18 protein-coding genes and 5 pseudogenes are annotated in these 24,999 nt (G+C 63.7%); 9 read left to right on the plus strand and 14 right to left on the minus strand.

The annotated features are described in order from the left end of the window. Positions 1–246: 246 nt before the first annotated feature. Positions 247–2,478: a hypothetical protein gene (locus ACQP1G_RS20095; protein ID WP_433206490.1), complete on the plus strand. Its 2,232-nt coding sequence runs from the start codon at positions 247–249 to the stop codon at positions 2,476–2,478. 153 nt (positions 2,479–2,631) lie between these two features. Here the strand turns inward: ACQP1G_RS20095 and ACQP1G_RS20100 are convergent, their stop codons facing one another. Then, a complete protein-coding gene (locus ACQP1G_RS20100; RefSeq protein WP_433206493.1) occupies positions 2,632–2,829 on the minus strand; it encodes a hypothetical protein in 198 nt (65 codons plus the stop codon). Between the two features lie 800 nt (positions 2,830–3,629). Here ACQP1G_RS20100 and ACQP1G_RS20105 point away from each other — a divergent pair. Next, positions 3,630–4,256: a hypothetical protein gene (locus ACQP1G_RS20105; RefSeq protein WP_433206496.1), complete on the plus strand. Its 627-nt coding sequence runs from the start codon at positions 3,630–3,632 to the stop codon at positions 4,254–4,256. Positions 4,257–4,515: 259 nt separating this feature from the next. After that, positions 4,516–4,683: a hypothetical protein gene (locus ACQP1G_RS20110; protein WP_433206499.1), complete on the plus strand. Its 168-nt coding sequence runs from the start codon at positions 4,516–4,518 to the stop codon at positions 4,681–4,683. A gap of 519 nt (positions 4,684–5,202) precedes the next feature. Here the strand turns inward: ACQP1G_RS20110 and ACQP1G_RS20115 are convergent. The 5 genes and pseudogenes from ACQP1G_RS20115 to ACQP1G_RS20135 form a co-directional block, all read right to left on the minus strand. Next, a complete protein-coding gene (locus tag ACQP1G_RS20115) occupies positions 5,203–5,871 on the minus strand; it encodes a transposase (RefSeq protein WP_433206502.1) in 669 nt (222 codons plus the stop codon). Between the two features lie 8 nt (positions 5,872–5,879). After that, a complete protein-coding gene (locus ACQP1G_RS20120) occupies positions 5,880–6,440 on the minus strand; it encodes a transposase domain-containing protein (RefSeq protein WP_433206505.1) in 561 nt (186 codons plus the stop codon). Between the two features lie 139 nt (positions 6,441–6,579). Then, positions 6,580–7,752: an IS110 family transposase gene (locus ACQP1G_RS20125; protein ID WP_433206508.1), complete on the minus strand. Its 1,173-nt coding sequence runs from the start codon at positions 7,750–7,752 to the stop codon at positions 6,580–6,582. 204 nt (positions 7,753–7,956) lie between these two features. Then, positions 7,957–8,763 (minus strand): IS110 family transposase, encoded by an 807-nt coding sequence (locus ACQP1G_RS20130; protein WP_433208678.1) that lies wholly within the window; start codon positions 8,761–8,763, stop codon positions 7,957–7,959. Positions 8,764–8,775: 12 nt separating this feature from the next. Then, positions 8,776–9,276: pseudogene (locus ACQP1G_RS20135) on the minus strand (transposase); the annotation flags it as partial. Positions 9,277–9,335: 59 nt separating this feature from the next. Here ACQP1G_RS20135 and ACQP1G_RS20140 point away from each other — a divergent pair. Next, positions 9,336–10,531, plus strand: a pseudogene (locus ACQP1G_RS20140) (IS110 family transposase). A 14-nt stretch (positions 10,532–10,545) separates the two neighbouring features. Here ACQP1G_RS20140 and ACQP1G_RS20145 read toward each other — a convergent pair. Further along, positions 10,546–11,419 (minus strand): annotated as a pseudogene (locus ACQP1G_RS20145) (transposase); the annotation flags it as partial. A 182-nt stretch (positions 11,420–11,601) separates the two neighbouring features. Beyond that, positions 11,602–13,260, minus strand: a complete 1,659-nt coding sequence (locus ACQP1G_RS20150; protein ID WP_433206511.1) for an IS4 family transposase — start codon at positions 13,258–13,260, stop codon at positions 11,602–11,604. Positions 13,261–13,391: 131 nt separating this feature from the next. Between ACQP1G_RS20150 and ACQP1G_RS20155 the strand changes: the two are divergent. Beyond that, positions 13,392–13,598 (plus strand): annotated as a pseudogene (locus ACQP1G_RS20155) (IS3 family transposase); the annotation flags it as partial. Between the two features lie 724 nt (positions 13,599–14,322). On the opposite strand, the gene ACQP1G_RS20160 reads toward ACQP1G_RS20155, so the two are convergent. Continuing rightward, positions 14,323–15,552: an IS110 family transposase gene (locus ACQP1G_RS20160; RefSeq protein ID WP_433206514.1), complete on the minus strand. Its 1,230-nt coding sequence runs from the start codon at positions 15,550–15,552 to the stop codon at positions 14,323–14,325. A 1,230-nt stretch (positions 15,553–16,782) separates the two neighbouring features. Here ACQP1G_RS20160 and ACQP1G_RS20165 point away from each other — a divergent pair. Both ACQP1G_RS20165 and ACQP1G_RS20170 read left to right on the plus strand, forming a co-directional pair. Beyond that, positions 16,783–17,478, plus strand: a complete 696-nt coding sequence (locus ACQP1G_RS20165) for a hypothetical protein (protein WP_433206517.1) — start codon at positions 16,783–16,785, stop codon at positions 17,476–17,478. A gap of 277 nt (positions 17,479–17,755) precedes the next feature. Next, positions 17,756–18,658 carry a hypothetical protein gene (locus tag ACQP1G_RS20170; RefSeq protein ID WP_433206520.1) on the plus strand — a complete coding sequence of 301 codons (903 nt, stop codon included), beginning with the start codon at positions 17,756–17,758 and terminating at the stop codon, positions 18,656–18,658. A gap of 426 nt (positions 18,659–19,084) precedes the next feature. On the opposite strand, the pseudogene ACQP1G_RS20175 reads toward ACQP1G_RS20170, so the two are convergent. From ACQP1G_RS20175 to ACQP1G_RS20195, 5 genes and pseudogenes are all read right to left on the minus strand, one after another. Beyond that, positions 19,085–19,945: pseudogene (locus ACQP1G_RS20175) on the minus strand (IS701 family transposase); the annotation flags it as partial. An 82-nt stretch (positions 19,946–20,027) separates the two neighbouring features. Next, positions 20,028–21,020 carry a tyrosine-type recombinase/integrase gene (locus ACQP1G_RS20180; RefSeq protein WP_433192197.1) on the minus strand — a complete coding sequence of 331 codons (993 nt, stop codon included), beginning with the start codon at positions 21,018–21,020 and terminating at the stop codon, positions 20,028–20,030. After that, positions 21,017–21,937, minus strand: coding sequence for a tyrosine-type recombinase/integrase (locus ACQP1G_RS20185; RefSeq protein WP_433192198.1), 921 nt, complete (start codon positions 21,935–21,937; stop codon positions 21,017–21,019). Before ACQP1G_RS20185 ends, ACQP1G_RS20180 begins: the two co-directional genes overlap by 4 nt. After that, entirely contained in the window at positions 21,934–23,166 is a 1,233-nt protein-coding gene (locus ACQP1G_RS20190; protein WP_433192199.1) for a tyrosine-type recombinase/integrase, read from the minus strand. The genes ACQP1G_RS20185 and ACQP1G_RS20190 overlap by 4 nt, the downstream gene beginning before the upstream one ends. A gap of 86 nt (positions 23,167–23,252) precedes the next feature. Next, positions 23,253–23,681, minus strand: a complete 429-nt coding sequence (locus tag ACQP1G_RS20195; RefSeq protein ID WP_433206522.1) for a transposase — start codon at positions 23,679–23,681, stop codon at positions 23,253–23,255. A gap of 62 nt (positions 23,682–23,743) precedes the next feature. On the opposite strand from ACQP1G_RS20195, the gene ACQP1G_RS20200 reads away from it, so the two are divergent. Beyond that, positions 23,744–24,139 carry a helix-turn-helix domain-containing protein gene (locus ACQP1G_RS20200; RefSeq protein WP_433206525.1) on the plus strand — a complete coding sequence of 132 codons (396 nt, stop codon included), beginning with the start codon at positions 23,744–23,746 and terminating at the stop codon, positions 24,137–24,139. A 324-nt stretch (positions 24,140–24,463) separates the two neighbouring features. Then, a complete protein-coding gene (locus ACQP1G_RS20205) occupies positions 24,464–24,973 on the plus strand; it encodes a hypothetical protein (protein ID WP_433206527.1) in 510 nt (169 codons plus the stop codon). Positions 24,974–24,999: the final 26 nt, after the last annotated feature.

The raw sequence follows: 24,999 nt of genomic DNA on the forward strand, positions 1-24,999 counted from the left end.
GCCATGGGGCATATAAGGTTCCCCGACGGAGGACTCGACCACATGTTCCACCGAGTGTCAGGCGGCCGGATGGATTTGATTCGTGAGAGTGACCGACGAGACCGAACCTATAGCTGCTGCTCGGTAGACCTTTGTAGTCGCAATTCAAATCATTCTCGATCTGGCCGCCGTTCCTGTGTCAGGCACGGCCATGGCAGATTCATCAGCAACATTTTGCGTGGGATATCCCGCGATCTTGAGCTGTGGGTGCAGAAGCGGATCTTGGGGGACGACTTCCGGATGATTATCCAGTTACGGCACGGGCTTGACCGAGCACGATGGTCTCCCCGAGGGCGGCGGATCGCCTGGCTTTTGCTTTGCCTGGGGCTATGGACCGTGTTTCCTGCGGCCATCGGTGCGGCGGCTGCGCCGCAGACCGGCACCGCAAGTGGGAATCAGGTCGATGCGCTTGGCTGGATGAACGTTCGCGATTCCGGGGGCGTTCCAGTGTTGGATTACACATTCGCGGCCCCGCATGGCAGCCTATTCGATCCGCTGCAAACAGTCGTCGTGGCGATACTCGGCCTGGAGTTCGTCGGATACAAGGTCATAGTGACAACGGCAGTATGGATGATCGGTTATGCTCTAAGCTTTCAGTGGCTGAGGCCGATCAGTGGTGTGGTGACTGGCGTCGCTGATCAGTTTGCCAGCCAGATCGCCACACCCCTTATGTTGACGGTCGCAGGGTCGATCGGCGCGTTCATTGTTGCATGGTTTGTGGTGCGTGGGTATCACGCCAAGGCCGTCATGCAGGTCGTGACTATGGTCGGTGTTGCGATCATCGGCCCGTTCTTTCTCTCGCAGCCGCTGGCGGACGTCCTGTCCTCTGACGGCCTGCTAGCGCAGGGGCGCGATCTGGGACTGTCGGTGGCGGCCGGACTCAACGGCCGATCCAGCCCCGCGCCTGCTGGGATGGTGCCTGGCCTGGAGGCCGGTCTGGCCGACAACTTCGCTCGCCAGCCGACCCAGGTCTGGAACTTCGGGCACGTAATCGACCTGACACCAAGCTGCCGCACAATCTGGTCGACGACGACGGGGACCGGTAGCGACGCTCAGGTTTTGGCGGGGTTGCGCAATTGTGGGGACTCTGCTGCATATGCCCGGGCCAGCAGTCCGGATATGGGTCAGATCGGCTCCGGGCTCGTGCTGCTGATCTCCGCGACAGTATTGCTGATCTTCGGCGTGTATCTGTCGATCAAGATCATCTGGTCAGCATACGACGCGATCTATCACGGGTTTCTCTCCATCTTCGGTTTCGCTGCCGGCGGATTCATCTATGGGCCGACTCAGACGTTCCTGATCCGTAACCTCGTCGACAGTTTCATCGCCGCGGCACGGATGACAGCGTTCACTATCTTCCTGGGCGTCTACGTATTGTTCCTCGGCAATCTGTTCAAGCAAGCACCTGCCCAGTACGTGCTGGTTCTCGGCGCCATCGTGGAAGTTATTGCCGTCTTCCAACTGAAACGGCTCAGCGGTGCCCTCGACCGCAGCTCGCACTGGATCGCGAACCGGTTCGCACTCGCGACGCAAAATGGACTGTCGAAGTCAGCCGGTGGTGGTGGTACTGCCCTGGGAATGGGGACCAACTCCTCGGTTGGCGCGGGTCAGCGGTTGCTGACTACAATGGCCGCAGTCAGCGCCGTCAACAGCTCGCCTATTACCGCCTGGCTTGCGGCGGGGACGCTCAACCCGCTCAACCCGCTGGCCTTCGGACGGAAGACGGTCGATAAGGCCAATATCAAGAGTGCGCCGATGAATCTCGAATCGCAGGAGTGGAACAAGGCGACCCGGAAAAATGCCCGGTTAAAGGCGCTGGCGCGGGCGGAGAAAGAGGGGGGACTCCACACGGAACTCGGACTCGCCGCCGCCGTCGATGGCCTCGGTGACAGCGCCGTAACCGGTCCCGCCGCGGCGGCAGTCCTGCTGGCCCTCGGAGTCCCCCACGCTCAGATCCACAATGCTCAGCGGGCTACGGCGGTGCAGACCGCATCGAGATCCAATGACAGTGGTGGATTCGCGCCACTACAGAAGGCGGTCGCGGCGGCGCTGGCCGTGGAAAACCATGTCGGCGACAAGGCACACCGCAACTTCGCTGCACAAGCAGTTATCGCTGCTCAAAACTTCAGGCGACATGCCGCGGGGCCGGCAAAGAATGCTGTGCTCGATAACGCGTTCATCGCTAAGGTCGAAGCGCACGCTGATTCGGACATAGCACTGCGTAAACATGTGACTGCAAAAGATTGGAGCAATGCTGACCGCGATACCCGCTGGTATCTCGGCAAGAAGTTTGCGGAAGATCACCTTGCGAGAGCACAGGCATATTACCGCAACCCCACCGATAAAAACCGCGAGGGGCTGACCGAGTCCGCCAGACGATTAACTAATCTCCACCATGTGAAACCCGAACAAGGTGTCGATCCGTGGCCTCGCTGGTAACGATTTGGCTCGGCGGCGGCCCGGTCGGTGCACATTCGCATGCACAACGGCACCGAGATGACCGCACACGCGATGCGGGATTGGTGCCGGACGGATGGCTGGGTTTCCTTACCCCCCCAAGCAATGGGTACCGACCGAGTTCGAGCAGCAACGTCATCCGAGATACGCCACGGCCAGTCGGTGGGTCAGCCGCTCGCCGGGGCGGCCACCCAGCGACAGCGCGATCCGCTCCAGCACGCTGCGCAGCAACGGCGTCCGCCGGGCGTGAGCGGTAGTCAGGCCCGGGACCTGTTCGGCGAATGTGGTGCGGGCGCAGGCGAGGTTGCCGCAGTAGAACCTGCGCACTCGCAAGCAGATCAGCGTCTCAGTCCCACCGACCGCGGCATCGGACAGGCACCGCTGACAGCGGCTGTGCACCCGAACCGGCCAAGCGGCGCAGTCCGGACACAGCGCGCCTTGGGTTGTGATGCTGGCGTAGATCCGCAAGGTTGGCCCGTGGCGGTAGACGTGCTCGATGCTCAGATCGATCAGATGCGGAAGCAGAACTATCAGATCAAGATCAGCACACCAGGGCCATGATCGACCACCCGCTGCCCGACTCCAAATCCATAGGGCACCAACAACTTTGTGCCAGAGCCATTATTTTACGTGTCCGCTAGCACTAACTGGTTTCCATATCTTCTTCTTCCTCGCCACGAGCTCTGAACCAATCGGGCGGAAAGGTGGCCTAATACCACAGGTGGAAGCCGTGCAGAGCCACTATTCGAGGAAGGATCACTCGACTGCAGTTACGCGCCTATAGACTCCACCTTTCGGCCATGTCGGCGGGTCGTGGATCGCCCTAGCGTTGTAGCTACCGAGGCAGCACAGAGAAGGCTTTGGCGCCAGACACAACGGTGTGTACCAATGGCGACGACGGCCACCGCAGCGGACAGCCCAAACTGAGGTCGTCCGTGGCGTGGCCGGTATGGCCGCACTCGATTCTCAAGCCCAACTACATCTGAACTGGAGCGATGGTGCAGCCAACTCCCTGGTCAGCGAACGAGACTCGACACAGCCCAACCGCGCCACCCGACCGATTGAGAAGCGGCACACAGCGCCAACGCGATGTCAGCCCACACCTGTCCGTGCTCCACGGGAACCGGGGCTACGTGTACGCTGCAGCGGGGAACACCGCAACTTTCTTCCTGCTGTTCCAGCCTTGGCTCACCGCATCCGGCCCTGACGGCAAGGCCCGCGCCAATGCCTTCGGCCGGATCGATGCGACCACGTCATACCTGACCTTATGGTCGCAATCGCCACCGCCTACCGCACGAATCACCGGTACCTGGGCGATCTTCGCCAGTGCCGCCATCATCATTACCCTCTGCGCGGTAGTGGTCAACATCCGGCTCCGCACCGAGGCGCTGTCTCGCCTGACAACGATTTCCACGGTGACCACTGCGGTTTTCGTCCTCCTCGCCCTGGTCTACATCGACAGCAAAGGACCCGAGCTGAAGGCGACGCTCGGGCGCAGCCGGGACCTGGGCGGACATATCGGATCGATCATGGGCTGGGCCATCGGCAACAGCAGCCCCCCAATACCAGGGCTCCGCCAAACCGCATACAGCTCCGCCACTCTCACACCCTGGGCAATAGTCGCCAGCATGACATCGCTCGGTTCGGCCGTGGCCGCCGTCACCCAGTGGATTCGCCGTCCAACGACCGATCCCATCTACCTGCCGTGGCGGATATCGATCAGCCGCACAGCGTGCCGTGGGAAACCGGAGGCTGACTAGTGAATTGTCCGGCGTCCGTGCGGTTGGCTTGCCCGGGGATGTCCACCCGTCTGGCCTCCGTTCGCTGCCTGACTCGACAGACATGCTGCTGCAAGAGGTCCCTGAAGTCGATACGTCGGCCGTGGATCTCCATCCCCCTGCGTGTCAGGGTGAGATGAGTCCATCGGCTCACAGCCGATCAGCCTGACGTGGGGCGAGAGCTGATCTGCATTTCATGACCAGCACGGGGGCCTCAAGGGGCACCGGCGACAATGAGCGGATGGGTTCACAAGGTCCGCGCGGTGACGAGCCGAAGCGGCGGCGCGCGATCAACGCCTCGGATAAGCCCGCGCATCTCGATGCCTACGAGCGCGTGGTCGAGCGCGGCCAGCGCGGCGCGTATCTGGGCCGGGTGTATTCGTCGTTGATCAGCGAGTGGCGCAAGTAGCGCGACGCGGGGGTGCTCGCGGGCAACGAAGCCGGGTGAGAAGATCGGCAAACTCACCGCGGAGCAGGCCGAGATCGCGCGGCTGCGTCGGGAGAACGAGCGGTTGAACAAGCGCCTGTCGACCACCGAGACCGCTTTGGGCATCCTGAGAAGAGGTGTGCCACGAACACGGGAGGCAGCATGAGGTACGTCGTGCGGAGGATCGTGGTGCTGTGCGAATGATGAAGGGGTTGTGGCCTTTCGGAGTCGCCCGTCGGCTGGGAGGCTTCAAACCACCTCATGCTGCGTTGGCTGATTGTGTCCTGAACGAGAAAGGGAATGGTTGAATCCCCCCTCCGGGTTTGATGCCTGGTGTTTCCCAGGTTCTACGAAGTCGGTTTGGTTGACTTCTTGGTCACGACACTGTCGAAAGAGACTCGTTCGCGCCCAGGCGCTATCCCGAGGAGTTCCGCCGCAAGGTCCTGGATTGATCAGACGATCTATGTCTGGCGCAAGCAGGAGCTGATCGATACCGGCCAGCTACCAGGTGCAACCCGTGCCGATCCGCCCGAGAAGGCCGCTTCCGGTCCCGGTGGGAACAACCCCGTCCGCGGTGACGACCTGGTCACGGGCGGTGTGGAAAGCGATGGCGAAGCTGCAACGGTCTGGGTCGGTACCTGGACGGGATTCGGCGGCGTCGACCATCACGATGCGCAGCGCTTGGTACAGGCCCAGCAGGGCCCACATTTCCTGTTCGACACCGACGGGGTCGCCCGAGCGCAGAACTCGTCCGGCCATGATCGTGTGGCGCAGCGCGTAGTAGGCGGATTCATGTTCCCACTGCTGGTGGTAGAGGGCCACTAGCGTCGCTGCCGGGTAGCGGCGGGCGTCGTTCAGGGGCGTGACGAGGCGGTAGCTGGCGCTGAATATGGTGCTGTCGATGCAGGTCACGGTGATCTGAGCGTCGATGATCCGCACCGGGATCCCGGCGATGACCGCCAGATACGAGCCATCGCCCAGGCGGGTCAGGACCGGGATGCGCCGGTTGCTGCGCGACCGACCCAATACTTGGGCATTGGTCGCGCAGACTTTGACGAGGAAGTCGTTGCTGTCGAAGCCCCTGTCCCACAACACCAGCATGTCCGTGCGCAGTAGATGCAGCAGCTTGCAGGCGTAGCCGGTCTCGCCGAGTTCGGTGGGTCCGAACACTGCCCCGATCACCGCGCGGGTTCGGGGTCTCCACCAGCGTCATCAATTCCAGCATCGGGTAGGCGTAATGGGCGGTGGCACGCAGCCAGGCCCGGTTCTCCAGCGGTGGCGGGCACTTTCTGGGAGGTGCAGCCATCGACGGACACCATCCGATATCGCCCGAACCGAACCCCCGGAGTCGACGGCTGCGCCAACGGCCCGGCCAGCACATCGAATAACGTCCGCATCGGCGCGACCCCCACCCGACGGCGCAAGTCCCGCAACGCTTTCGCGGTCGGGGTGGGCAAGGGTATCCCGGTCAGCGAGGCCGTGAGTTTGTCCCAGGCCGACCGATAACCCACCTCGGGGAACAAGCACATCGCCAGGAGGAAATAGACCCCGACCCGAGACGGGAGATCACGCAACCGGCGCTGCACTGACCGGTTCTCCTCGAGGACCGCGTCGACAAGCTCGAAGGGCACCACCACGGTCAACTCGCCCAGATGACCGGCAGCGAATCGGCCCGCGGCCACGGTCACCGACCGGGTGATCGCCGCCAACGCGGGAGGCAGGGGAGAATGAAACGGCAACGGAGCTCCTCGGCAACAGGCTGTCTTGGTCGACTATCTGAACCAACGAGCTCCGTTGCCCTATGCCCGAAATCCTCAAACCGCTTGCGCCACCAGCGAAAACACTAACTACCTGGCCTTGGGGGTTCCTCTGTGTTTGTCAAACCGCTGGAACGGGATTGGTCGTAACCTGGACGATGGCGGGTTCCGGAAGTGACTTGTCCGAAGAGCTGGCTGATGGGGTTGAGCCGGCCGCGCAGGATTTCGTAGTCGCCCCCGAGTGTCCTCCGGAACCCGCCCCGCTCGTACGGTGACGTTCGTCGGTGATCATGATGCGCCAAACATGGTCACAGAGACGGCGTTTGAGGCAACGCATCGCCTCCTTGTGGCCCTTGCCCTCGGCGATCTTGCTGTCGTAGTAGATCCGTCCGCGGGTGCCCGGCATGCGCACTTGTGTCAATGCGATGGTGTGCAGGGCGTTGTTGAGCTGGCGATCACCGTGGCGGGACAGCCGATGGCGGGACTTGTCGGCGCTGGCGATCTCGATCGGCGCGGTGCCGGTGTGGACTGCGAAGGCGCCCGCGGTGCGGAACCGTGACGCGCGGCCGGCGCGGCCCAATAGCCGCGACGCGACCACCGGTCCGACACCGACGACGTCGAGAAGGCTACTGCCGGAATCGGCGACGGTGTCCTGCATGCGCTGCTGGTTGGCCTTCAGCCGGGCATCCAGGGCCCGCACATCGGCGACGAGGTCTCGGGCGAGTTCCTTGCGGGCACGTTCCACCGGTGAGGACGGGCGGACCCGCCGTACCGCATCGGCGGCCTGGTTCGCGGTCAGATCAGTGGACACGCCACCGGGCAGCAACTCCCGCATCACCGCATGCAGCTGGTTGATCGTCCGGGTGCGCTGCCTGGTCAGATTCGTGCGCCGCTCATCAAGCATTCGCAGCACGGTGCTCGCTCCCTCGGCCTCGACGGGCACCGCATCACCATGCAGCGCCGCCACACTGGCAGCCGCGGCCGCGTCGATATTGTCGTTCTTGCGCCGCCCGCCCCGCGACAACTCTCGGACCCGCGCGGTGGCCGTGGACGGCACGTCGGTAACCGTCTCGCCGTGGCCGATCAGCCATTGAGCGAGATGTCGACCCAGACCCCACGCGTTCTCCACGGCCCAGCGTCGATCGGGAAAACGCTTGGACCACAGAAGAAGTCGCCGATACTCCGCCATGGTGGCGTCGATGCGGATTGTTTCGAGCGCCTTGTGGGTCCCGGCATCCAGCGCTGCCGCCGTATGGGTGGACTTGTGCGGGTCGACCCCGATCACGACCGTCAACCACGTCTCCTTATTCCTCGTCGGATACAGGAAGCCGCAGGCGACATTCCGGCTTTCGGCCTGTGTGTCCCACACCTCTGTTGAGTCAGGCCCGCGGCCGGTGTCGAGCCGGGGCGCAAACCCCCGGCGAGCCAGCCAGAACAGGCGGCAGGAACCTCACGAGCCAGCCCCGACTCGACACCTCCGGCAGACTACGGCCGGTGATCATCCAGCCTGCCAACCGGTGACATTCATATAAGCCTGAACCTCAGAAGAATAGACGGGGATCGGAGCACAACCGGTGAAGCGGGCGAGCTTGGCCGAAGTCGAGAAGCGTGTGATGTCGCCGATCTCCGCTATCGGCACAGCTGCCGAGTTATGGCTGATTCCAACGATTTTCATCAGTTGGGGTGCCAGCGGGCCGACGAGATCCTTGATCGTGGTGTCCAGGTAATGAATACGCCTGTTGAGATCAGTGATCTCAACGATCATGCCGGTCAGCGCTTGGTGGACATGGATACCCAGTCGTGCCGAGTTCAGCAGCACTGTCAGCGCGGTCAAGGTTTTGCCGCGGGCCAGGTCGCCTGGGGTGTGATCGAGCCAGACATGGACGTGGGCCTTGAGTTGGTTGATCGCCATGGTGCGGCGTTTGACGATGTCGGAGCGGTAGTCGACCAGTACTCGCAGCTCACGCACGCGTTCGTCGATGCGGTGCCGGTCCAGGCCAGGAGTCGCGATCGCGGCGTGGGCTGCCGCGGTGGCGTCGACGGGGTCGGACTTGGATCCGGTGGCGGCGTACAGTTTTCGGTGGGCGGCGGTCAGCCGGGTGGGGACCCAGACCACTTCATGGCCGGCAAGCAGCAGGCCATCGGCGAGGCGACGGGCGAATCCGTGGCCGTCCTCGATCTCCCATGTGACAGATGCGGTGTCGGTGATCGACCGGATCCATTTGAGCAGGGTAGTGATCAGCGACCCGTCGTTCTTCACGGTCAGCGGCTTGCCGATCCGCCTGCCGGCGGCGTCGACAGCCACTGTGCACCGATAGGTGTTCTCGTTCGTGCCGCGCTGCCACGGGCTCTTCGGGTCGGCGAAGTAGACTTCGACACCAATGCGGGCGGTGAACCGGGCGTGGTCGGACAGTTCCTTGCCCTGGTCCCAGGTCAGCGATCGACGCAGCGATGGCGGCAGTGGACGTAGGGTTCGGGTGAGCGCGTCGGTCATGGTCACCGCGCCGTGACCGGCCAGAGCGGGCCCGTTCTTGGTGCGGTCGATGACGCCGTATCCGTCCTCACGGGGCAGGTGGATCAGCATCGTGAACCGGGTCCTGCGTTCGACCAAGGTGCCGATCGCTGAGCGCTGCAACCCGATGATCAGATCGCCTTCCGTAAGACTGAATGGTGACCCGAGAGGGCCGGGTGTGGCTGAGGTCGCCTTGCGATTCGGTCGCTTACTTGGAATGTCCGCCCGGTCCTCTTGGGCGCCAGGGCCGCTGATTGAGATGCGCGATTGTCGCTGGTTACGGATGTGTCGGCGGGGTGTCTCCACCGGGTCGATCAGATGCTAGCGACGAAGCACTACGGATCGGAGGCAGCGTGGGGCGTGAAATGGCTTGGGCCGGAGTCGATATCGGCAAGACCCACCATTGGATCTGTGTCGTGGACAGCGACGGCACCAAACTGTGGTCGGCGAAACTGGCCAACGACGAAACCGAACTCGCTGCGGCGATCACGAAGGTGGTCCCGCTCGCCGAGCAGGTTGTCTGGACGGTCGACATCATCACCGCACCCGCAGCATTGCTGTTGGGGATACTGGCTCGGGCAGGGCATCCGGTCCGTTACGCGCCTGGCCGGATGGTCGCTGCGATGAGCGCCGCGTATTCCGGCGAAGGAAAGACTGATGCGAAGGACGCTTTCCTCATCGCCGAGACCGCGCGGATCCGCCGGGATCTCACCGTCATCGATCAGACCGCTGACCTCACACGCAACCTCGGCCTACTGATCGGCCACCGCAGTGACCTGGTCGCTGATCGGGTCCGCATGATCAATCGCCTTCATGTGATGTGATGACCAGCGTATTTCCCTCTCTGGAACGAGAATTCGACTACTCGTCGTGCAAGGGCGCGCTGGTGCTACTCACCGGATATGCCACGCCGGAGCAGATCCGCCGCATCGGGCAAGCTCGGTTGACCAGCTGACTGCAGCGACGCCGGGTCCGCAACTTCGCTCAGGTCGCTGCCCGAGCGGTCACCGCCGCACGGTCGCAACACGTCGTGCTGCCGGGCCAGGACATCGCCGCTGAGATCATCACCGAACTGGCCACCGCTGTCTTGGCCCTCGACCAACGGGTCAACGCCCTCGATGCGCAAATCAGCGAGCAGTTCCGCCGCCATCCCGACGCCGCCAGCATCGAGTCGATGCCCGGCTTCGGTCCGATACTCGGGGCGATGCTGCTGGCCACGGCAGGCGATCTGCGCGCTTTTCCCAGCGCCGGCCATCTTGCCGCCGCGGCCGGTCTGGTCACGGTGCCCAACGATTCTGGCCGACGAACCGGCAACCTGCATCGCCCTCGCCGCTACAGTCGGCCACTGCGGCACGCGTTCTACCTGGCCGCCCAGACCAGCAGCATGCGCACCGGCCCCAGCCGCGACTACTACCTCACCAAACGCGCACACGGACGAACCCACACCCAAGCAATCATCGCCCTGGCTCGCCGCCGAGTCGATGTGCTCTCGGCACTGCTACGCGACCAACGCTGCTACACCACCGATGCACCACCCACCACCGCTAAAACTGCCGCTTGACAACAACATTGAGATTCCCAATGCCCAGCGACCACCCGCTCGGCGACATCCTCGGGCCGGTTGCCGATCAGCGTCTGCGTGGTCACGTGCGCCCAAGCCATCTGTTTGGCCCGCGCGCGAGGAACCCGCAACGCCCGGCCGCGGCGCAGGCAGCCGCCGAGTTCGCGTTCGAGCCCACCCCGGTATTCCACGTAGAGTGCCTGGTAGATCGCCTCGTGGCTGATGCGCATGGACTCGTCGTCGGGGAATTCGAGCTTCAGCCGGTTCGAGATCCGTTCCGGGCTCCACGCGTTCACCCACTCCCGATCACCACGATGCGGCTTGTTGCGCCCTTTCCGCTCGGGGCGGACCGGACCGATCACGACCCGACCATGGCGGTTCGGACGACGCCGGAGAGCTTGTCCTGCACATATTCGCGCAGCCAGCCGTTAGCGACCAATTTGGCGACCTTGGGGCGCCTGGCGCGCCGTTCGGCATGCCACTGCGCTGTCGAGGCCTTGTAGTCCAGCCAGTACGAACGGGTCGAGGCGTTGCGACGCAACTCCCGCGAAATCGTCGAAGGACTACGACCGAGCAGACGAGCGATCTCACGGACTCCCTCGCCTCGAGCCCGCGCAACGCGATGTCCTCCCGCTCGGCCGACGATAGATACCGACCCGAAACAGACCGAGGTAGACGAGGATTCACGCCGCCAGCATGCCGGAACCACCGGAACCCGACCGGCGAGGACACCCCCGCCTCCACCGCCGCGTCCTCGGTCATCACACCACGCGCGATCGCCGCCCAGAACCGGACCCGATCCTCACGCCAGGCCACCGTCGGCCGCCCCGGTGACGGAATCTGGCCACGATACGCCCGAACCGCCAACTGCCGCTTCCCGTACGCCAACACACACCTCCGAAATCGAGGTGTTGCGACGATCAGTTGAATCCGGCCAATTCACCTCCTGGGCCTTCACCGACCGAGCCCGCAAATCCGGGCTGGTGCCCTCGATGGGCTCGATCGGCGACTGCCCTATGACAACGCTCTCGCCGAGACGATCAACGGCCTGTTCAAGCAATGCCACGTTTTTAAGGATTTCGGTCGGTTGTCGAATCGGCTGATGCGGGTGGCTGGGGTGCCAGCCATTGGCGGGTGAGGCGGTAGCGCCCGCGACCGGTTCGTTCGAGGAAGCCTGGATCGGTCCACCGGCATATCTGTGCGGTAATACTGCGGTAGCGAACGACTTTCAGCTCTTGAGCGATCTGTTTGGGGGTCCATTCCCGGTCGGGGTCGCTGCGCAGAACCTGGAGCACCTGCTGTCGGTGGCCTGGGTCCGCGGTGACGGCGGGGTGTTCGCGGGCTGAAGGCTGCTCGAGGCTGCCCAGAACGGTGACTTCGAGGCTTGTGATGGGCTGGCTGCGGATGGGACGGGTTTCGTTGGAAGGCGCGGCGCCGAAGCGAGACAGGGGGCATTTGACCTTGCGAATGCTGGTGCGGGGGCGGCGAGCGGGTAGCAGGTTGTCCAGAATGGCTCGGGCGATAGCGTTTTCGGGCGAGGTGTTGCCGGTGATGTTGGCTGCGGTGACGATCTGGTCGACTGCGGCGGTCAAAGCCACGGTGAAGCTTGCGCGGTCGGGGTCGGTTCCGGGAGCTGTCTCCACGGCATCGCACATCGCTCGCCGCAAGGTCTGGTAGACCGTCAGCACGGCCCAGACTTCCTGCTCGAGGCCGACGGGATCGGACGAGCGCAGGACACGGCCGCCGAACAAGGTGTCGCGCAACGCGAGGAATGCCGGCTCGATCTCCCAGCGCTCGTGATAGAGGCTCACGACCCGGATCGCTGGATCGGCGCGATGGTCGAGCAAGGTGGTGATGATCCGGTAGCGGTCGCTCACCCGGGATCCGTCGGCGCAGGTGAGCGTGACCTGGGCGTCGATGATGCGGAAGCGATGACCGTTGATCCTGGTCAGGAAGGATCCATCGGGCAGCGTCGCCCACACAGCCGGGCGGCGGCGGGCGGTAAGCCGAACCACGAGCTGAGCGCCGGTGGCAGCGGTGCGGGTGAGGAAATCGTCGCCGCCGAAGTTGCGGTCGGCCAGGACCAGCATCGTGCCGTCGAGCAGGTTCAGCAGGGCGGTGGCATAGTCGGTCTCACTGCGCCGGACCGAGCCGAAGACCGCGCCGAGCAAACCGCGAGTGCCGGTCTCGCACAACGTCATAATCCGCAGGTGTGGATAGCCCTCGGCGCCGCCACGATATCGGGTGATCTTGCCCAGCCACAGACGGATCCGCATCCGATCGGGAGCCTCCAGCGAGCTACAACCGTCGAAAGCCACAGTGCGCCAACGCCGATAACACACCCCCGGCGTGCTCGGTTGTGCCAGGGGGCCAGCCACAACCTCGAACAACGCCCTCAACGGCGCCGCCCCCAGACGTCGTCGAAGGTCCCGCAGCCCCTTCTCCGAGGGTCTGCATGGACGCAGCGATCCCAGCCCGGCGACCAGCTTGTCCCAGACCCGTTCGTAGCCCAGCGTCGGGAAAACGGCTAGGGCCAGAACGAAATACACACCGACACGCGAGGGCAGCAAGCGGGTGCGACGCTGCACCACCCGGGTCTGGGTCAGGACGTCATCGATCAACTCGAACGGCAGATACTGCGTCAGCTCCCCGAGATGACCGGGCGCGAAGATACCTCTGGCCACGGTGATGGTGCGGGTGAGCGTCATAGTGACAGACTGGGAGGGCAACGGGACCTCTCGGATGCAGAAAAACCTTGGATGGCTTCTCTGCAATAGCAGAGGTCCCGTTGCTCCGTCCGACGTCCCCCACTCTCGGAATCATCCGAGTTGACTTGCACCCCAACGTCTTAACTACGTGGCATTGGCTTTACAAGACCGAACTGATCAAACCCCGGGCGCCGTGGCGCACCGTCGACCAGGTCGAGTTGGCCACCGCCGAATGGGTCGACTGGTTCAACCGTCGGCGGCTCTACCAGCACTGCGGAGACATCCCACCCGCCGAGATGGAGACCGCATACTACGCTCAACAAACAGCCCGGCAGCTCGCCGAGCTGTCATACCAGTAAGTCTCCGGACTCACCGGGCGGATTCAGATCGAATCGGCATCCTTCGCGTTGCGCCACAACGTGTTTCACGGCCGTGTTCTACGTTCCACCGCTCCTGTCTGCGTCGAGCAGGAGATGTGGGCGGTACTGACGATCTATCAGACGTCCCGCCGCGCGATGCGCGACGCTGTGGAGACAGTTCCGGGAACCGAACCCGACCGGGCAAGCTTCACTGTGGCCTTGACCGCCGCCCTCAACCAGATCGTCACCGCAGCCAACATCACCGGCAACGCCTCGCCCGAAAATGCGATCGCCCCGAGCCATTCTCGACAACCTCCTGCCTGCCCGCCGCCCACGCATCAGCGCTCGCAAGGTCAAATGCCCAATGTCTCGCTACGGGACTGCGCTCGCCGGTAACCCCCCCTACCCAACAACCAAACCATCATTCGCGGGGCACTCAGCGCACACGCCAGCCTCGTGCAATCCGGTAGCGCCGCGGATCGGGGCCGCCGCCACCAAGTGCTGCAGCTCCTCCGGACCGATCCCGACCGTGACTGGACTCCAAGCAAAATCGCCCAGACGCTGAAAATTGTTCACTACCACAGCCTTTGCGGCCAAATGGGTCAATGGACCGGCCAAGGATCTGAGTGGTCCTCCCAGCAGCGGTCAGCTCGTCGGCGCGGCGCGGCGCAGCTTCCGCACGATGTCCTCCGCGGAGCGCCGCTTGCGACTCTCAATGATTTTGTCAAGCCGCAGTCGGGACAGCGCCGGTGATGATGGTGTCCGGCGGATGCGACACGAACTCGCGTCCATCGCGCAGCAAGGCCCACAGAACGTCGACCAGGCGTCGAGCCAATGCCAACAGCGCTTGTGGGTGGATGAGCCGTTCGGCTCGTTTTCGGTCATAGAATCGCCGGGACGGGCCGTTCTCCACCCGAAGGCTGGACAGGGCAGCGAGATAGAACACCCGACGCATGCGGCGGTTGTAACGCGTCGGCCGTCGCAGGTTGCCATTGACGCGGCCGGAATCGCGGGGAACCGGAACGAGGCCTGCATAGCTGGCCAATCGTCCCGCCGAACCGAATGTTCCCAGGTTTCCGCCAGTTTCGACAAGGAATTCGGCGCCGAGCCCAGGCCCCATTCCAGGCAGGGACTCGACAATCCTCGCCCACGGGTGAGCGCGGAATCGCTGCGCGATCAGCTTGTCGGTGTCTTTGATCTCTCGGTCCAGATCGAGCAACTTGACGGCGCTGCGCTTCACGAGCATCGCTGCGTCAGCCTCACCCGGCAGCACGATGTCCTGAGCGTTCGCGGCCTCGCACGCGGACGCGGCCAACTTCGAAACCCCTGATGGCCGCACACCGTTATGACGCAAATGCGTTGCAACACCATCGATTCCGGCGCCTGCTATCTCGACCGGGGTACACAGCGCCGAAACCAGAATCAACGGTCCGCGGTTGGAGTAATCCAAGGCTGCTTCGAGCGCGGGAAAGATCGACCCCAGCACCATGCGCAGGCGGTTGACCCCCGCAACCCATTCCGCCATCAGATCGGCCCGATACCGTGTCAACTGGGTCAGCCCTGCCACGAGGTCCTCTGGCATCGCGATCTCCACCAAATCCCGACGCATGCGCGCGGTGTCGGCGATTACTCGCGCGTCTCTCGCATCGGTCTTCCCCTCGCCGCGAAACCCTCGACTCATCGTGCTCACGACGGATCCCGGCACATATGTGACCGTCTGCGCGGCGTTCAGCAGCACGGTGATCAGCATCGATGCCATCGGGCCGGTCAGATCGACCGCCCACCGCACCCGCGTTGCGGCCTGCTGCGCACGGGCCACCAACTGCTCGATCGCACGCTGATCATTACCGACCTTCTGACTGAACACCACCTCGCCGGCCTCGCCCACGGCGCATGCATGATGCGATCGCTTGCCGACATCGATCCCGACCCAGATCTCCGGCCGCTCGGCCACTCATCCACTCCCGTCATCACAGATCACGCCCGTGGACGAACCCGCCGCAGGTCCCTAAACAGCGACTATCCGCAACAGCTCTCAATCAGCGGCCAGGAACATCCAGGCCGGAAGGGCGGCAAGTCGCAAGGAGCCACAATGACAACATCCTGCACATCAGCCACACCCCACCGGCCCGGGCATCCGGAGACCGGCCCCGGACCACTATCGACTTAGGGTCCTGCCATGTCGATCAGTGTCCCTTCTCGGCCCTCATCAGGCCAAACGGGAGTCTAATACCAGGTGGTCCCACACATTGGGAGCTGCCCAGCTCCCCCGAACGAGTCTGCCGTGGCCACTACCGCCTCAACCGCCGGTGGCTGGCACCGGAACCACCCACACCGCGGCATTGCCTGTTCAAGTCCGAAGTCGTCAACCGGCACAGCCCGCTCAAGATCACCGACGTCGACTTCGCGCTCATGGACTGGTGCGACTCGTACGATAACGCCAAGCTGCTCTCGCGACTGGACTATCTGACCCCAGCCGATACGAAGCCTCGTACTACTCTCAACAACCGCCACGCCGTCCGGCGCTGGTCTGAAACCGAAGCCGGTCCCTAACCCGTGACGATTCAGAACGGTGTCGGCCACCAATCTCTGCCGTGCCGTATTGTTCGCAGAGCCACCTTAACCGTGGCTCAGAGCTACGTTCGCTCGCGCGATGACAAGACTCCACCATCGGGCCATAGCCACCGGTTCGTCGTTGGTCATACAGTCGTAACTGTGGGCTCATACGAAGAGCCTGGGCAGGGCAAGGCAAGGGCGCGTCTACAGACGTACCGAGCGCTCCGCAACCGGCCGTCGCTGGCATCAGAGTCGATACCAGTGGGCAACGTCGCCCAAGGCGGCTGGCAGAGCGTTCAACGCTGTTGGGGCCGCCCTTGCCGATACGGACGACTATAGCTCGGCGACGGCATTCAGTCACTCCTACAGCCGCAACGACGGCCAGTTCGCCCTCGGCCACATCACGGGACCACATGATGTGGCCGAGGGCGCCGGAGCCAAACCGGTGTCTTAGCTTGTGATTTGAGGTGCCGCCGCGTCAGCGGCGGCACCTTCTTTGGTGGGTTTGCCGACGTCGGGGTGGGTGGCGCGATGCTGGTTTTGGCCCCGGGTGGTCGTCCGGGGCCTGGCTGGGAGGGTTTCGGTGCGCTGGCGGGCTTGATCCCGTCGGTCCAGCGGATTCAAATAGGTGCTCAACGGGGCGGGACAACGCGCGCACGTGTGGGTCGACGAGCACACCGTCCACATCCTCATCGACGGACAGCTGGTCAAGACCACACCATCGAACCTCGACGCCGACCACATTCACCAGCTCAGAATGCGTGGCGTGCGTCCAGCTGGACCACCACCAGCAGGTCGATCGATCGAACGAGACAGCACCCTCGCCACGGGCACGGTGATCGAGGTCGACCGCACCGTGGACGTCAACGGAGACATCGACCTGGCCAAGAAACGACTCAAGATCGGACGCGAACTGGCAAGCACGAAAGTGACGTTGCGCGTCGACGGCCACCTCGTCCATGTGGTCCACAACGATGTGCTCGCGAAGACGCTCTCCTCACCAGTTCCGGCTCACGAGCGCACTAAGATCAGAGGAGCACGTTTCGCCACGACCAAACTGCCCCCACCGGCCCCAGGCACTATCAGCGTCCAGCGCATCGTCCCCACCGACGGTGTCGTAATGGTCGCTCGCCGGCGTCTGCGCGTCGGCCGCACCTACGCCGGGCAGATCATCACCATCCACGTCGAGGACATTCACTTCCGCGTCACCTGCAACGGAGCCGACCTCGCACTACGTCCCAAGCACCACCGACGACCCTGTCAAGCGTTGGAATGCCAAAATCCATTCCCCGCGAATCTGATTCACAAGTCGACCATGTCTTGAAACCTTCAACCGCATCCTGAGCATTTCGCGTCAACCGGGTCCTGAACCTTCGCACCAGAGTCGCCGTCCTTCAGGGTGGCACTGAAATCCGGCGCCACGCGGCGACATTCTCCACCTTCGTGCAATGTCTGTCTGCCGGGGATCCTTTTAGTGTGATTCCCCTACCGGTCGGTACCTGTGGTTTGATGCCGGTCGAACGTCACCTGCCCGACTCGTCGGTATGGGAAAGGGTTTGCTTGAGGATCTAAGGGGTGCACTGCGGGGAGTTGCCAAACGCTTGACCGGGGCGTTCGAGGACTTGGTTGGTGCGGAAGGCCGCCGAGTCGAAAATGTCGGCCAGACAGTCAGGGAAGTTGCGAACGGGTTGAAGGAGGCAGATGCTGCCGCCGACCGCGCAGTTGCCTCCAACCGCGAACTGCTGTCTGCTGCGGACATATCCGGGGCCTACGATCCCGTACGACTGGCCAGCGTGCGCAATTTGCCTCCGCTGGACCAGCTCGAACTTATACCGCAGGGCGGTGGAACCGGCAACAACTATCTGGTTCTCCATAACGACCAGGAGATCGGTATCTATAAAAGCCGTAGCGACGGCAATAGAATCAGAAACGAAGTTTCAGCCTGGGAAGCGGATAGGATGCTCGGCCTCGACGTCGTTCCATATACACGCAACTGGCTCGGTCCATACGGACCAGGCTCGCTGCAGGAGTACGTGCCCTACAACGGCCATGCCTTCGACTACGAGTCTGTGTCTGGCCAAAAGATGGCGACATACGATTACGTGATGGCCAGCGGAGACCGTCACCTTCGCAACGCTCTCAATCGCGCGGCCGCGCCGGGCATGATAGCGGCGATCGATAATGAAAGCATTCTACCGGAGCCTGGCCCTAGAAATATGGTCGTCATGAGATCGACATTTGTCGCGAGGAACTTAAATAAACCATTGGATGTCGACTTGGTCGCGCATCTCAATTCAGTCGATCCGGACCGATTCGGTGAACGCCTGCAATTTCTCGGTCACTCAACCGCAGCTGCCGAGTGGGCGGCACGCCGACTCATGGAGGTTCAGCGCGGACAAATCGCCGGTGACGCTTGGAGATGCGTTATTTTGGACGGATTGCAACTTGTATATCCGCCGGGATACGCCAACATAGTTGAATACGCTCTCAATCCCCCTGCATGATCGTTGAAGAAAGTGTATAAGTTCTAGGTTCGAGAGGCAGAGAGGATTGCGGGTTTCGATGGTCAGCAGATTCGGGAGTCGTTGACCGTTTCCGACTCCGCGTGCGGCAAGGGGCTCAACAGTACGACGAGGCTAGAGCGTCAAATCGTACGAAGGTGAAGATCGTGTCCCGATCCGACGACCGCCACAGGCGGCGGTGCGGTATCCATGAACGACTGTTCGGATAATGTTCTTGGGCTCGGGGGGCGGATGCATCGCCGCGTGAATGATTGTGTCGCGTGGAGGTGTCTGGTTAGCACGACAGTTGTATTTCGTTGTGTTGTAATCGGTTTCGTTGATATCGGATCTGCCGTGCGTGGTTTTGGTGGTGTCGTCGCCATCGTGTGGCGGCGAGGGCGTGGGTGAGTGTGCGGGCTGGGTGGAGCACTATCGCCAGGAGACGGCGGATGTCGGCGACTGTGATCGGGCCCAGCCCGCGTGGGCTTTTGGGTCGGTGGCTGCGGTGACGGCGAGGAAGGTGTGGGCGAGCGTGGCGAGGGTGATGTGGCGGTACCAGGGATCCCATTTGCGGACTTGATAGTGGTCCAGTCCGCATTGGTCCTTGGCAGCTTGGAAGCATTCCTCGACTGCCCACCTGGCTCCGGCGACGGTGACGATCTGTTCCCGCGTGACGGTGTCGGGGTGAAAGCACAGGTAGTAGGCGATATCGGTCGGGTCGTCGAGGGATCGGCGGGCGAGCAGGGTGCGCACGAACCCGGCCGGGAGGTCGCCGAACGAAGGCAGGGTGGCCCAGGCGAAGTCGTATTCGCGTTCACCGCGGACTCCCGGCCCGGCCGAGACCCGATGCCATGCCTGGGTGGGGGCGCGCCCGATGAGGGTGTCGACACGGCGGCGGCCGTCGAGGTCGAGCACGGTCTGTTTGACCGGGACCTCGACCACATACGAGAGACGGCGAGCCTCGCAGAAGGCCCGGAACTTCCCGTCTCGCCCGTAGGCGGAATCCGCCGCGACCCAGCCGGCGCTCACTCCGGCTTCCAGGGCCCGGGCGATCATCGCTTCGGCCAGCCGTGGCTTCGTGATAACCCCTTGGCTGCAACGGTTTTCAGGTATTCCCGCCTCGATGCAGCGGTCCCGGTCGCTGATCCAGGATTCGGGCAGATAGAGTTCCCGATCGATCAACGCCCGCCCCGACCGGCCCGCATAAGCAAGGAACACGCCCAGCTGGCTGTTCTCCACACGGCCCGCCGTGCCGGAGTACTGGCGTTGCACCCCAGCCGATTTCACACCTTATGACGAGCTGGCGGTAATGCCGACGAGGGATGCAATGCCGCAGGCAGGCGTTGCCTGACTGCGGCATTGGGTTGAGCGGTCAGAGTTGGTCGAGGAATGCCAGTAGGGTGTCGGGGGCTTGGTAGCGGTCCGGGGTCGTGGTGGGTGTAGCGGTTCGGGCGAGGGCTTTTTCTTTGATGGCCATGTCGGCGTGCAGGTAGATGCGGGTGGTGGTCGGGCTCTCGTGGCCGAGCCAGAGGGCGATGACGGTGATGTCGACGCCGGAATGCAGAAGCTCCATCGCAGCGGAGTGCCGCAGGGTGTGCGGGGTTATCTTCTTGTCCTGCAACGTGATACATGTTTTCGCTGCTGTGGCGGTGTGCTTTTTGATCAGTTGTTCGACCGCGTCGTGTGACAACGTGGCGCCGGTGCGGGTGCAGAACAGCGGGGCGGTGCCGGCTGCTGGTCGGCGGTGGTCGAGCCAGCTGGTGAGAATCTGTTTGGTGTGAGTGGTGAGCGGGGTGCACCGGTCTTTGCGGCCTTTGCCCCGGCAGTAGACGTGCGCTCCGGTCCCGAGGTGGACATCCTCGATGGTGAGGCCGATGATTTCGGAGACCCGCAGCCCGGTCTGGGCATCGAGGACGAGCAGGGCGTGGTCGCGACGTCCGTGCCAGGTGGAGCGGTCGGGAGCGGCGAGCAGGGCGTCGAGTTCGGCGCGGGACAAGAAGTTCACGATGGTCGTGGTGGTGCGTTTGGTTTGGATGGCCAGTACCCGACTGATCAGGTTCGCGTGCTCGGGAGAGTGGAGGCTGGCGTAGCGGAACAGCGAGTGGATGGCCGCCAGGCGGGTGTTTCGGCTGCTGATGGTGTTGTGTCGCACCGTTTCCAGATGCTGGAGAAACTCGGCGATCACGGTGGCGTCGAGATCGGTGAGATCCAGGTCGGTGGGCAGCGTGCCGGTGCGGGAATGCAGGTAGCCCAGCAGCAGTTTGAAGGTGTCGCGGTAAGAGGCGATCGTGTGCGGGCTGACGCCTTGCTGGGTCATCAGCCGGTCGGTGAAGAACGCCTCCAGGATCGGGGCCAGCGCGGTCATGATGTCCTCCGATGGTGTTCGAGCCGCTCGGCGGCCAGAGCGAGTAGTTCCGGTGTTGCTTGCAGATACCAGTAGGTCGCTTCCGGCCCGCCGGAGTGGCCCAGATAGGTCGACAGGATCGGCATGCGCGCGGCGACGTCGGCGCCGGACCGATACCAGTCGATGAGCGTGTTGACCGCGAAAGAATGCCGCAGGTCATGGATTCTGGGACGACGCCGTCCAGGCGGTGTTGGGATCTCGGCCAGGACAAGGAGTTTGGCGAAAGTGTGCTGCAGGCTGCTGGGCTGCGGCCGGTGTCCGCGGGTGGTGAGGAAGAAGCTGGCCGAACCGGTTGCCGGGCAGAGCCGGTCGCGGCGTTCGGCGTAACGACCCAGCATCTGGGTGGTGCTAGGGTGCAACGGAATCAACCGCGTGTGCTGGTTCTTGCCGACCACGGTGAGTATTCCGGCGTCCAGATCGACGTCGCCGCGGTCGAGCGCGAGTGTCTCACCCAGCCGCAATCCGCTCGCGGCAATCAGACTGATCACCGCGTGGCAGGTAGCCGCCGGCATCGGTGCGGCGATGGTCTGCGCCGCGTGCACCAGCGCTGAGATCTCCTGCTCGGTATAGATATACGGTGTCGGCCGGTGCGTGGGGCCCGCCAATAGGTCAGCAGGTGGGACCTGGCAATCGGGGTCGAGCGTGTGCAGGTGACGGGCGAAGCCTCGCACCACGCCCAGCCTGCGGCACCAGTGCGCCGGTGCCGCGTTCCTCGGTTCGATCGCCCAGGCCAGCGCCGCTGACACGGTGATGGTGGGCTGTCCGGCTGCGTCGAGCCGGTCGGCGAAGTCCAGCAGCATCCGGCCCTCGGCGCGGAGCTGGTAGCCCAGTGCGCGGCGCATCGCCAGATAAGCTTCGACCTGGGTCCGGATGCTCATCGGGGGGCTCCCTGCGGGCAAGGCCGGGCCAGCTCGGCCAGCCGGGCCTGGTCGACCTTGGCGTAGATCGCCGTGGTGCGTTCCTGGGCGTGGCGCAGCAGTTGCCCGATCTCGGCCATCGACGCTCCGGCATCGAGAAGACCACATGCCACCGCATGCCGGATCCGGTGTGGCCCGAACCGGGCGACGTCGGCACGAGTGCAAGCGCGGGCCAGCACCTGAGTGACCGACGAGGTCGCCAGCGCGGTGAACGGCGCGACCATGGTCACGAACACCGTGGTAGAGATAGTTTTCGGCCGAGCGTGCAGCAGATACTGCGCCCACGCTTCGCCGACATCACCAGGCAGCGGCAGAATATCGACCCGGCTGCCCTTCCCGCGGATCGTCACCTCTCCGGTTCGCCAGCCGACGTCGGCGAGTTCCAGACGCGCCACCTCGCCTCCGCGTAAACCCAGACGCGTCAGCGACAACACGATCGCGTAGTCGCGGCGGCCGACTGCGCTGTCACGGTCGCACGAGGCGAGCACTGCGCGGATCCCCTCGGCCGACGCCGCCTGCGGCACCCCCAACCGACCAGGATGAGCCCGACCGGCCGGGACAGCGTCGACCAACAGGACCGGGACATACCCAGCCACGTGCAGGAAACGCAGCAACGACCGTAACGCCGGCAGCGTCACCATGTCCGGCGGGCGACCCTTCCGGCGTCGCGCCCACTGCATGACATAGCCGGTGACCTGGCCCGACGACAACCCCAGCAACGAATCACATTGCGCCGGAAGCCACGCCAGAAACACCCGGGCGCACCGCAGATAGTGCGTGACCGTCCCTGCCGACAACCCCCGTTCGGACTCCAGATAACGGCGATACTCGCTCAGCAGAACATCCGGCGCAGTAGCCGCGACAGCCGCCGAATATGGTGGGGCAACCCGCAATTCGCGCAGATACCCCAGTATCGGCGTGACCGCGCGAACGGTCACGCCGATGTGCAGGCCCCGAGCGCGACGGTCCCGCAGGAACTCCCCGGCCGCCTCGCTCGTCAGCCCCGCGCCGGTCAGACCGCGGCCGGACAGCCAGTCACTCAGATCTGCGAACAGATGCACGTGATCGACGATCGTGTCCAGGGTATATCCCTGAGCTGCCAGTTCACGTCGTAACCCGTCAGCGAACGGCGCCAGCGGGCCATCCACCGCGATCGAACCCCAGCGCCGTGCTCCGTCTCGAGAGTCCATGGTCGTCTCCTGTCATCGATGGGACTCATCGACAACCAGAGACACCCGAACCGGAACCACCACCACGAAATGCCGCTCAATCAGCCTCAGACAGCGACCTCACAGCCAATCTCCTGGCCGCACTTCGGCATTACCGCCAGCTCGTCATAAGGTGTGAAATGCCGATATCGGCATTTCACGCCCTTCTTGAGGAACCCGGTCTCGTCCGGGACCAGGACACCGTCCGGGCAAGCCAGCGACTCGGCCGCATAGGCCCTGACTCGATCACGCAACTCGTCGGCACTCCACCGCGACCGATTCAGGAAATGCTGCAACCCGTCCGGCTCGACCACACCTGCGGCCTTGGACAACTGCCAAGAGTTCTTGCGCTCCACCGGCGCCAGCAACCCCGTCACATACGCCCGCGCCCACCGTCGCGGTTCCACCCGCCCGAACACCCCCGCCACCCGCGAGAACGCCTCATCGAAACCCACTCGCCACGCCGAAACATCCTCAGCGACAACATCATCCAGCACGTCAACAAACTACAACAAAGCGAACCACCATGCAGCACAACGAAATACAACTGTCGTGTTAGATGCGGGATTACGGGTTGTCGTCGGCGGTGCAGGATGAGGTGTGGCGGCGGTGCCGAGCTGGTGAGTCGTTCAACTTGATAGGTCGATCGCTTGGAGTGCCGGCACATCATGTGCAGCGATTCGTCGCCCAGACCGGTGGAGTGCGTCGACTACCATCGCGGCGGCGGAGTCTGCATCTGAGTTCGGTTGAGAGAGAGGAAATATCGTGCGGTGTCGCTGCTGGGCTCTCAGGACGGATGATCGCATCACGGCTGGGGCGCTCACCATCGACGATGTCGAGGGAGATCTCCCGCAACAGCGGACGCGAGGACTACCGCGCCGCAGCGGCTGACGAGCAGGTGTATCAGCGAGCGCGGCGGTGCCGTGGCCGCACGTGGAAGAGGGTGTGCCGCTGACCGGGGCCACCGCGTGTACACACCGCCTCGGTTCGCGCAACGCTACCGCTACCGGGGCGCGGGCTTGGCCCGGGTTGCCTCGACCCGGCGTAGGTCCTCTGGCAGACGCAGCGACCCGGAGCCGTCGTGGCTGATCGAGTGCATTGCCCTGCGCCACCCGCGCCCGTCGCTTGCGACAATCACCCGTCTGCGCCGCCGCACAACAGGTATGGGCTCTGATGTCTTACACCACCGTTCGCGCAATCGTCACCACTCTCGACCCGGCCATGGTCAACCCGCCCACGACGGTGCCGAAGCCTTCCGCGACACATATGAGCTGGTATATTGCCGCCGCGCCGAGTCCCCGAACGCGCGATGTGGCAGGCCGATCACACCCAGCTCGACATCGTGGCCGTCGAGGCATGGCAAGGACAGACGCTTCCGGCGACCGTGGTAGTCGATGACTGCTCCCGCGCGGTGCCTGCTACACCGTCAGCCTGTGCGCGCCGTCGGCGCACGTCGCTGGCGTTGCGGCAGGCGATCTGGACCAAACCCGATCCAGCTTGGCTGATGTGCGGGATCCCCGAAATCCGCTATGGCGACCGCGGCAGCGACTTCGCCAGCGAACACCTCACTCAGGTCGCAGCCGATCTGTGGTTCCGGATTTATGCACTCGACCATCGCGCGGCCACGGGGCCGTACAAGGTGAAGCGGTTTTTCGGCAGCATCAGCACGAACTGCTCACCGAGCTGCCCCAGCCACCACCTCGTCCGCGGCAAACCTGTCACAGCGCCGATGTTGTCGCTGCGACAGTTCGACGACACAATCGGGGAGCTCATTGCTGGTATCCAATGAGGTCCAACTCAGTCAAGTACAGCTGG

Origin of the sequence: Nocardia sp. CA-107356 (assembly GCF_050946365.1) — a bacterium.
Lineage (GTDB): Bacteria > Actinomycetota > Actinomycetes > Mycobacteriales > Mycobacteriaceae > Nocardia.

Bases quoted from the DNA above. Each gene is read 5' to 3' on its own strand.
- ACQP1G_RS20185 (WP_433192198.1), bottom strand. From the start codon at position 21,937: ATGAGCATCCGGACCCAGGTCGAAGCTTATCTGGCGATGCGCCGCGCA.
- ACQP1G_RS20180 (WP_433192197.1), bottom strand. From the start codon at position 21,020: ATGACCGCGCTGGCCCCGATCCTGGAGGCGTTCTTCACCGACCGGCTG.
- ACQP1G_RS20190 (WP_433192199.1), bottom strand. From the start codon at position 23,166: ATGGACTCTCGAGACGGAGCACGGCGCTGGGGTTCGATCGCGGTGGAT.
- ACQP1G_RS20110 (WP_433206499.1), top strand. From the start codon at position 4,516: ATGGGTTCACAAGGTCCGCGCGGTGACGAGCCGAAGCGGCGGCGCGCG.
- ACQP1G_RS20200 (WP_433206525.1), top strand. From the start codon at position 23,744: ATGCGGGATTACGGGTTGTCGTCGGCGGTGCAGGATGAGGTGTGGCGG.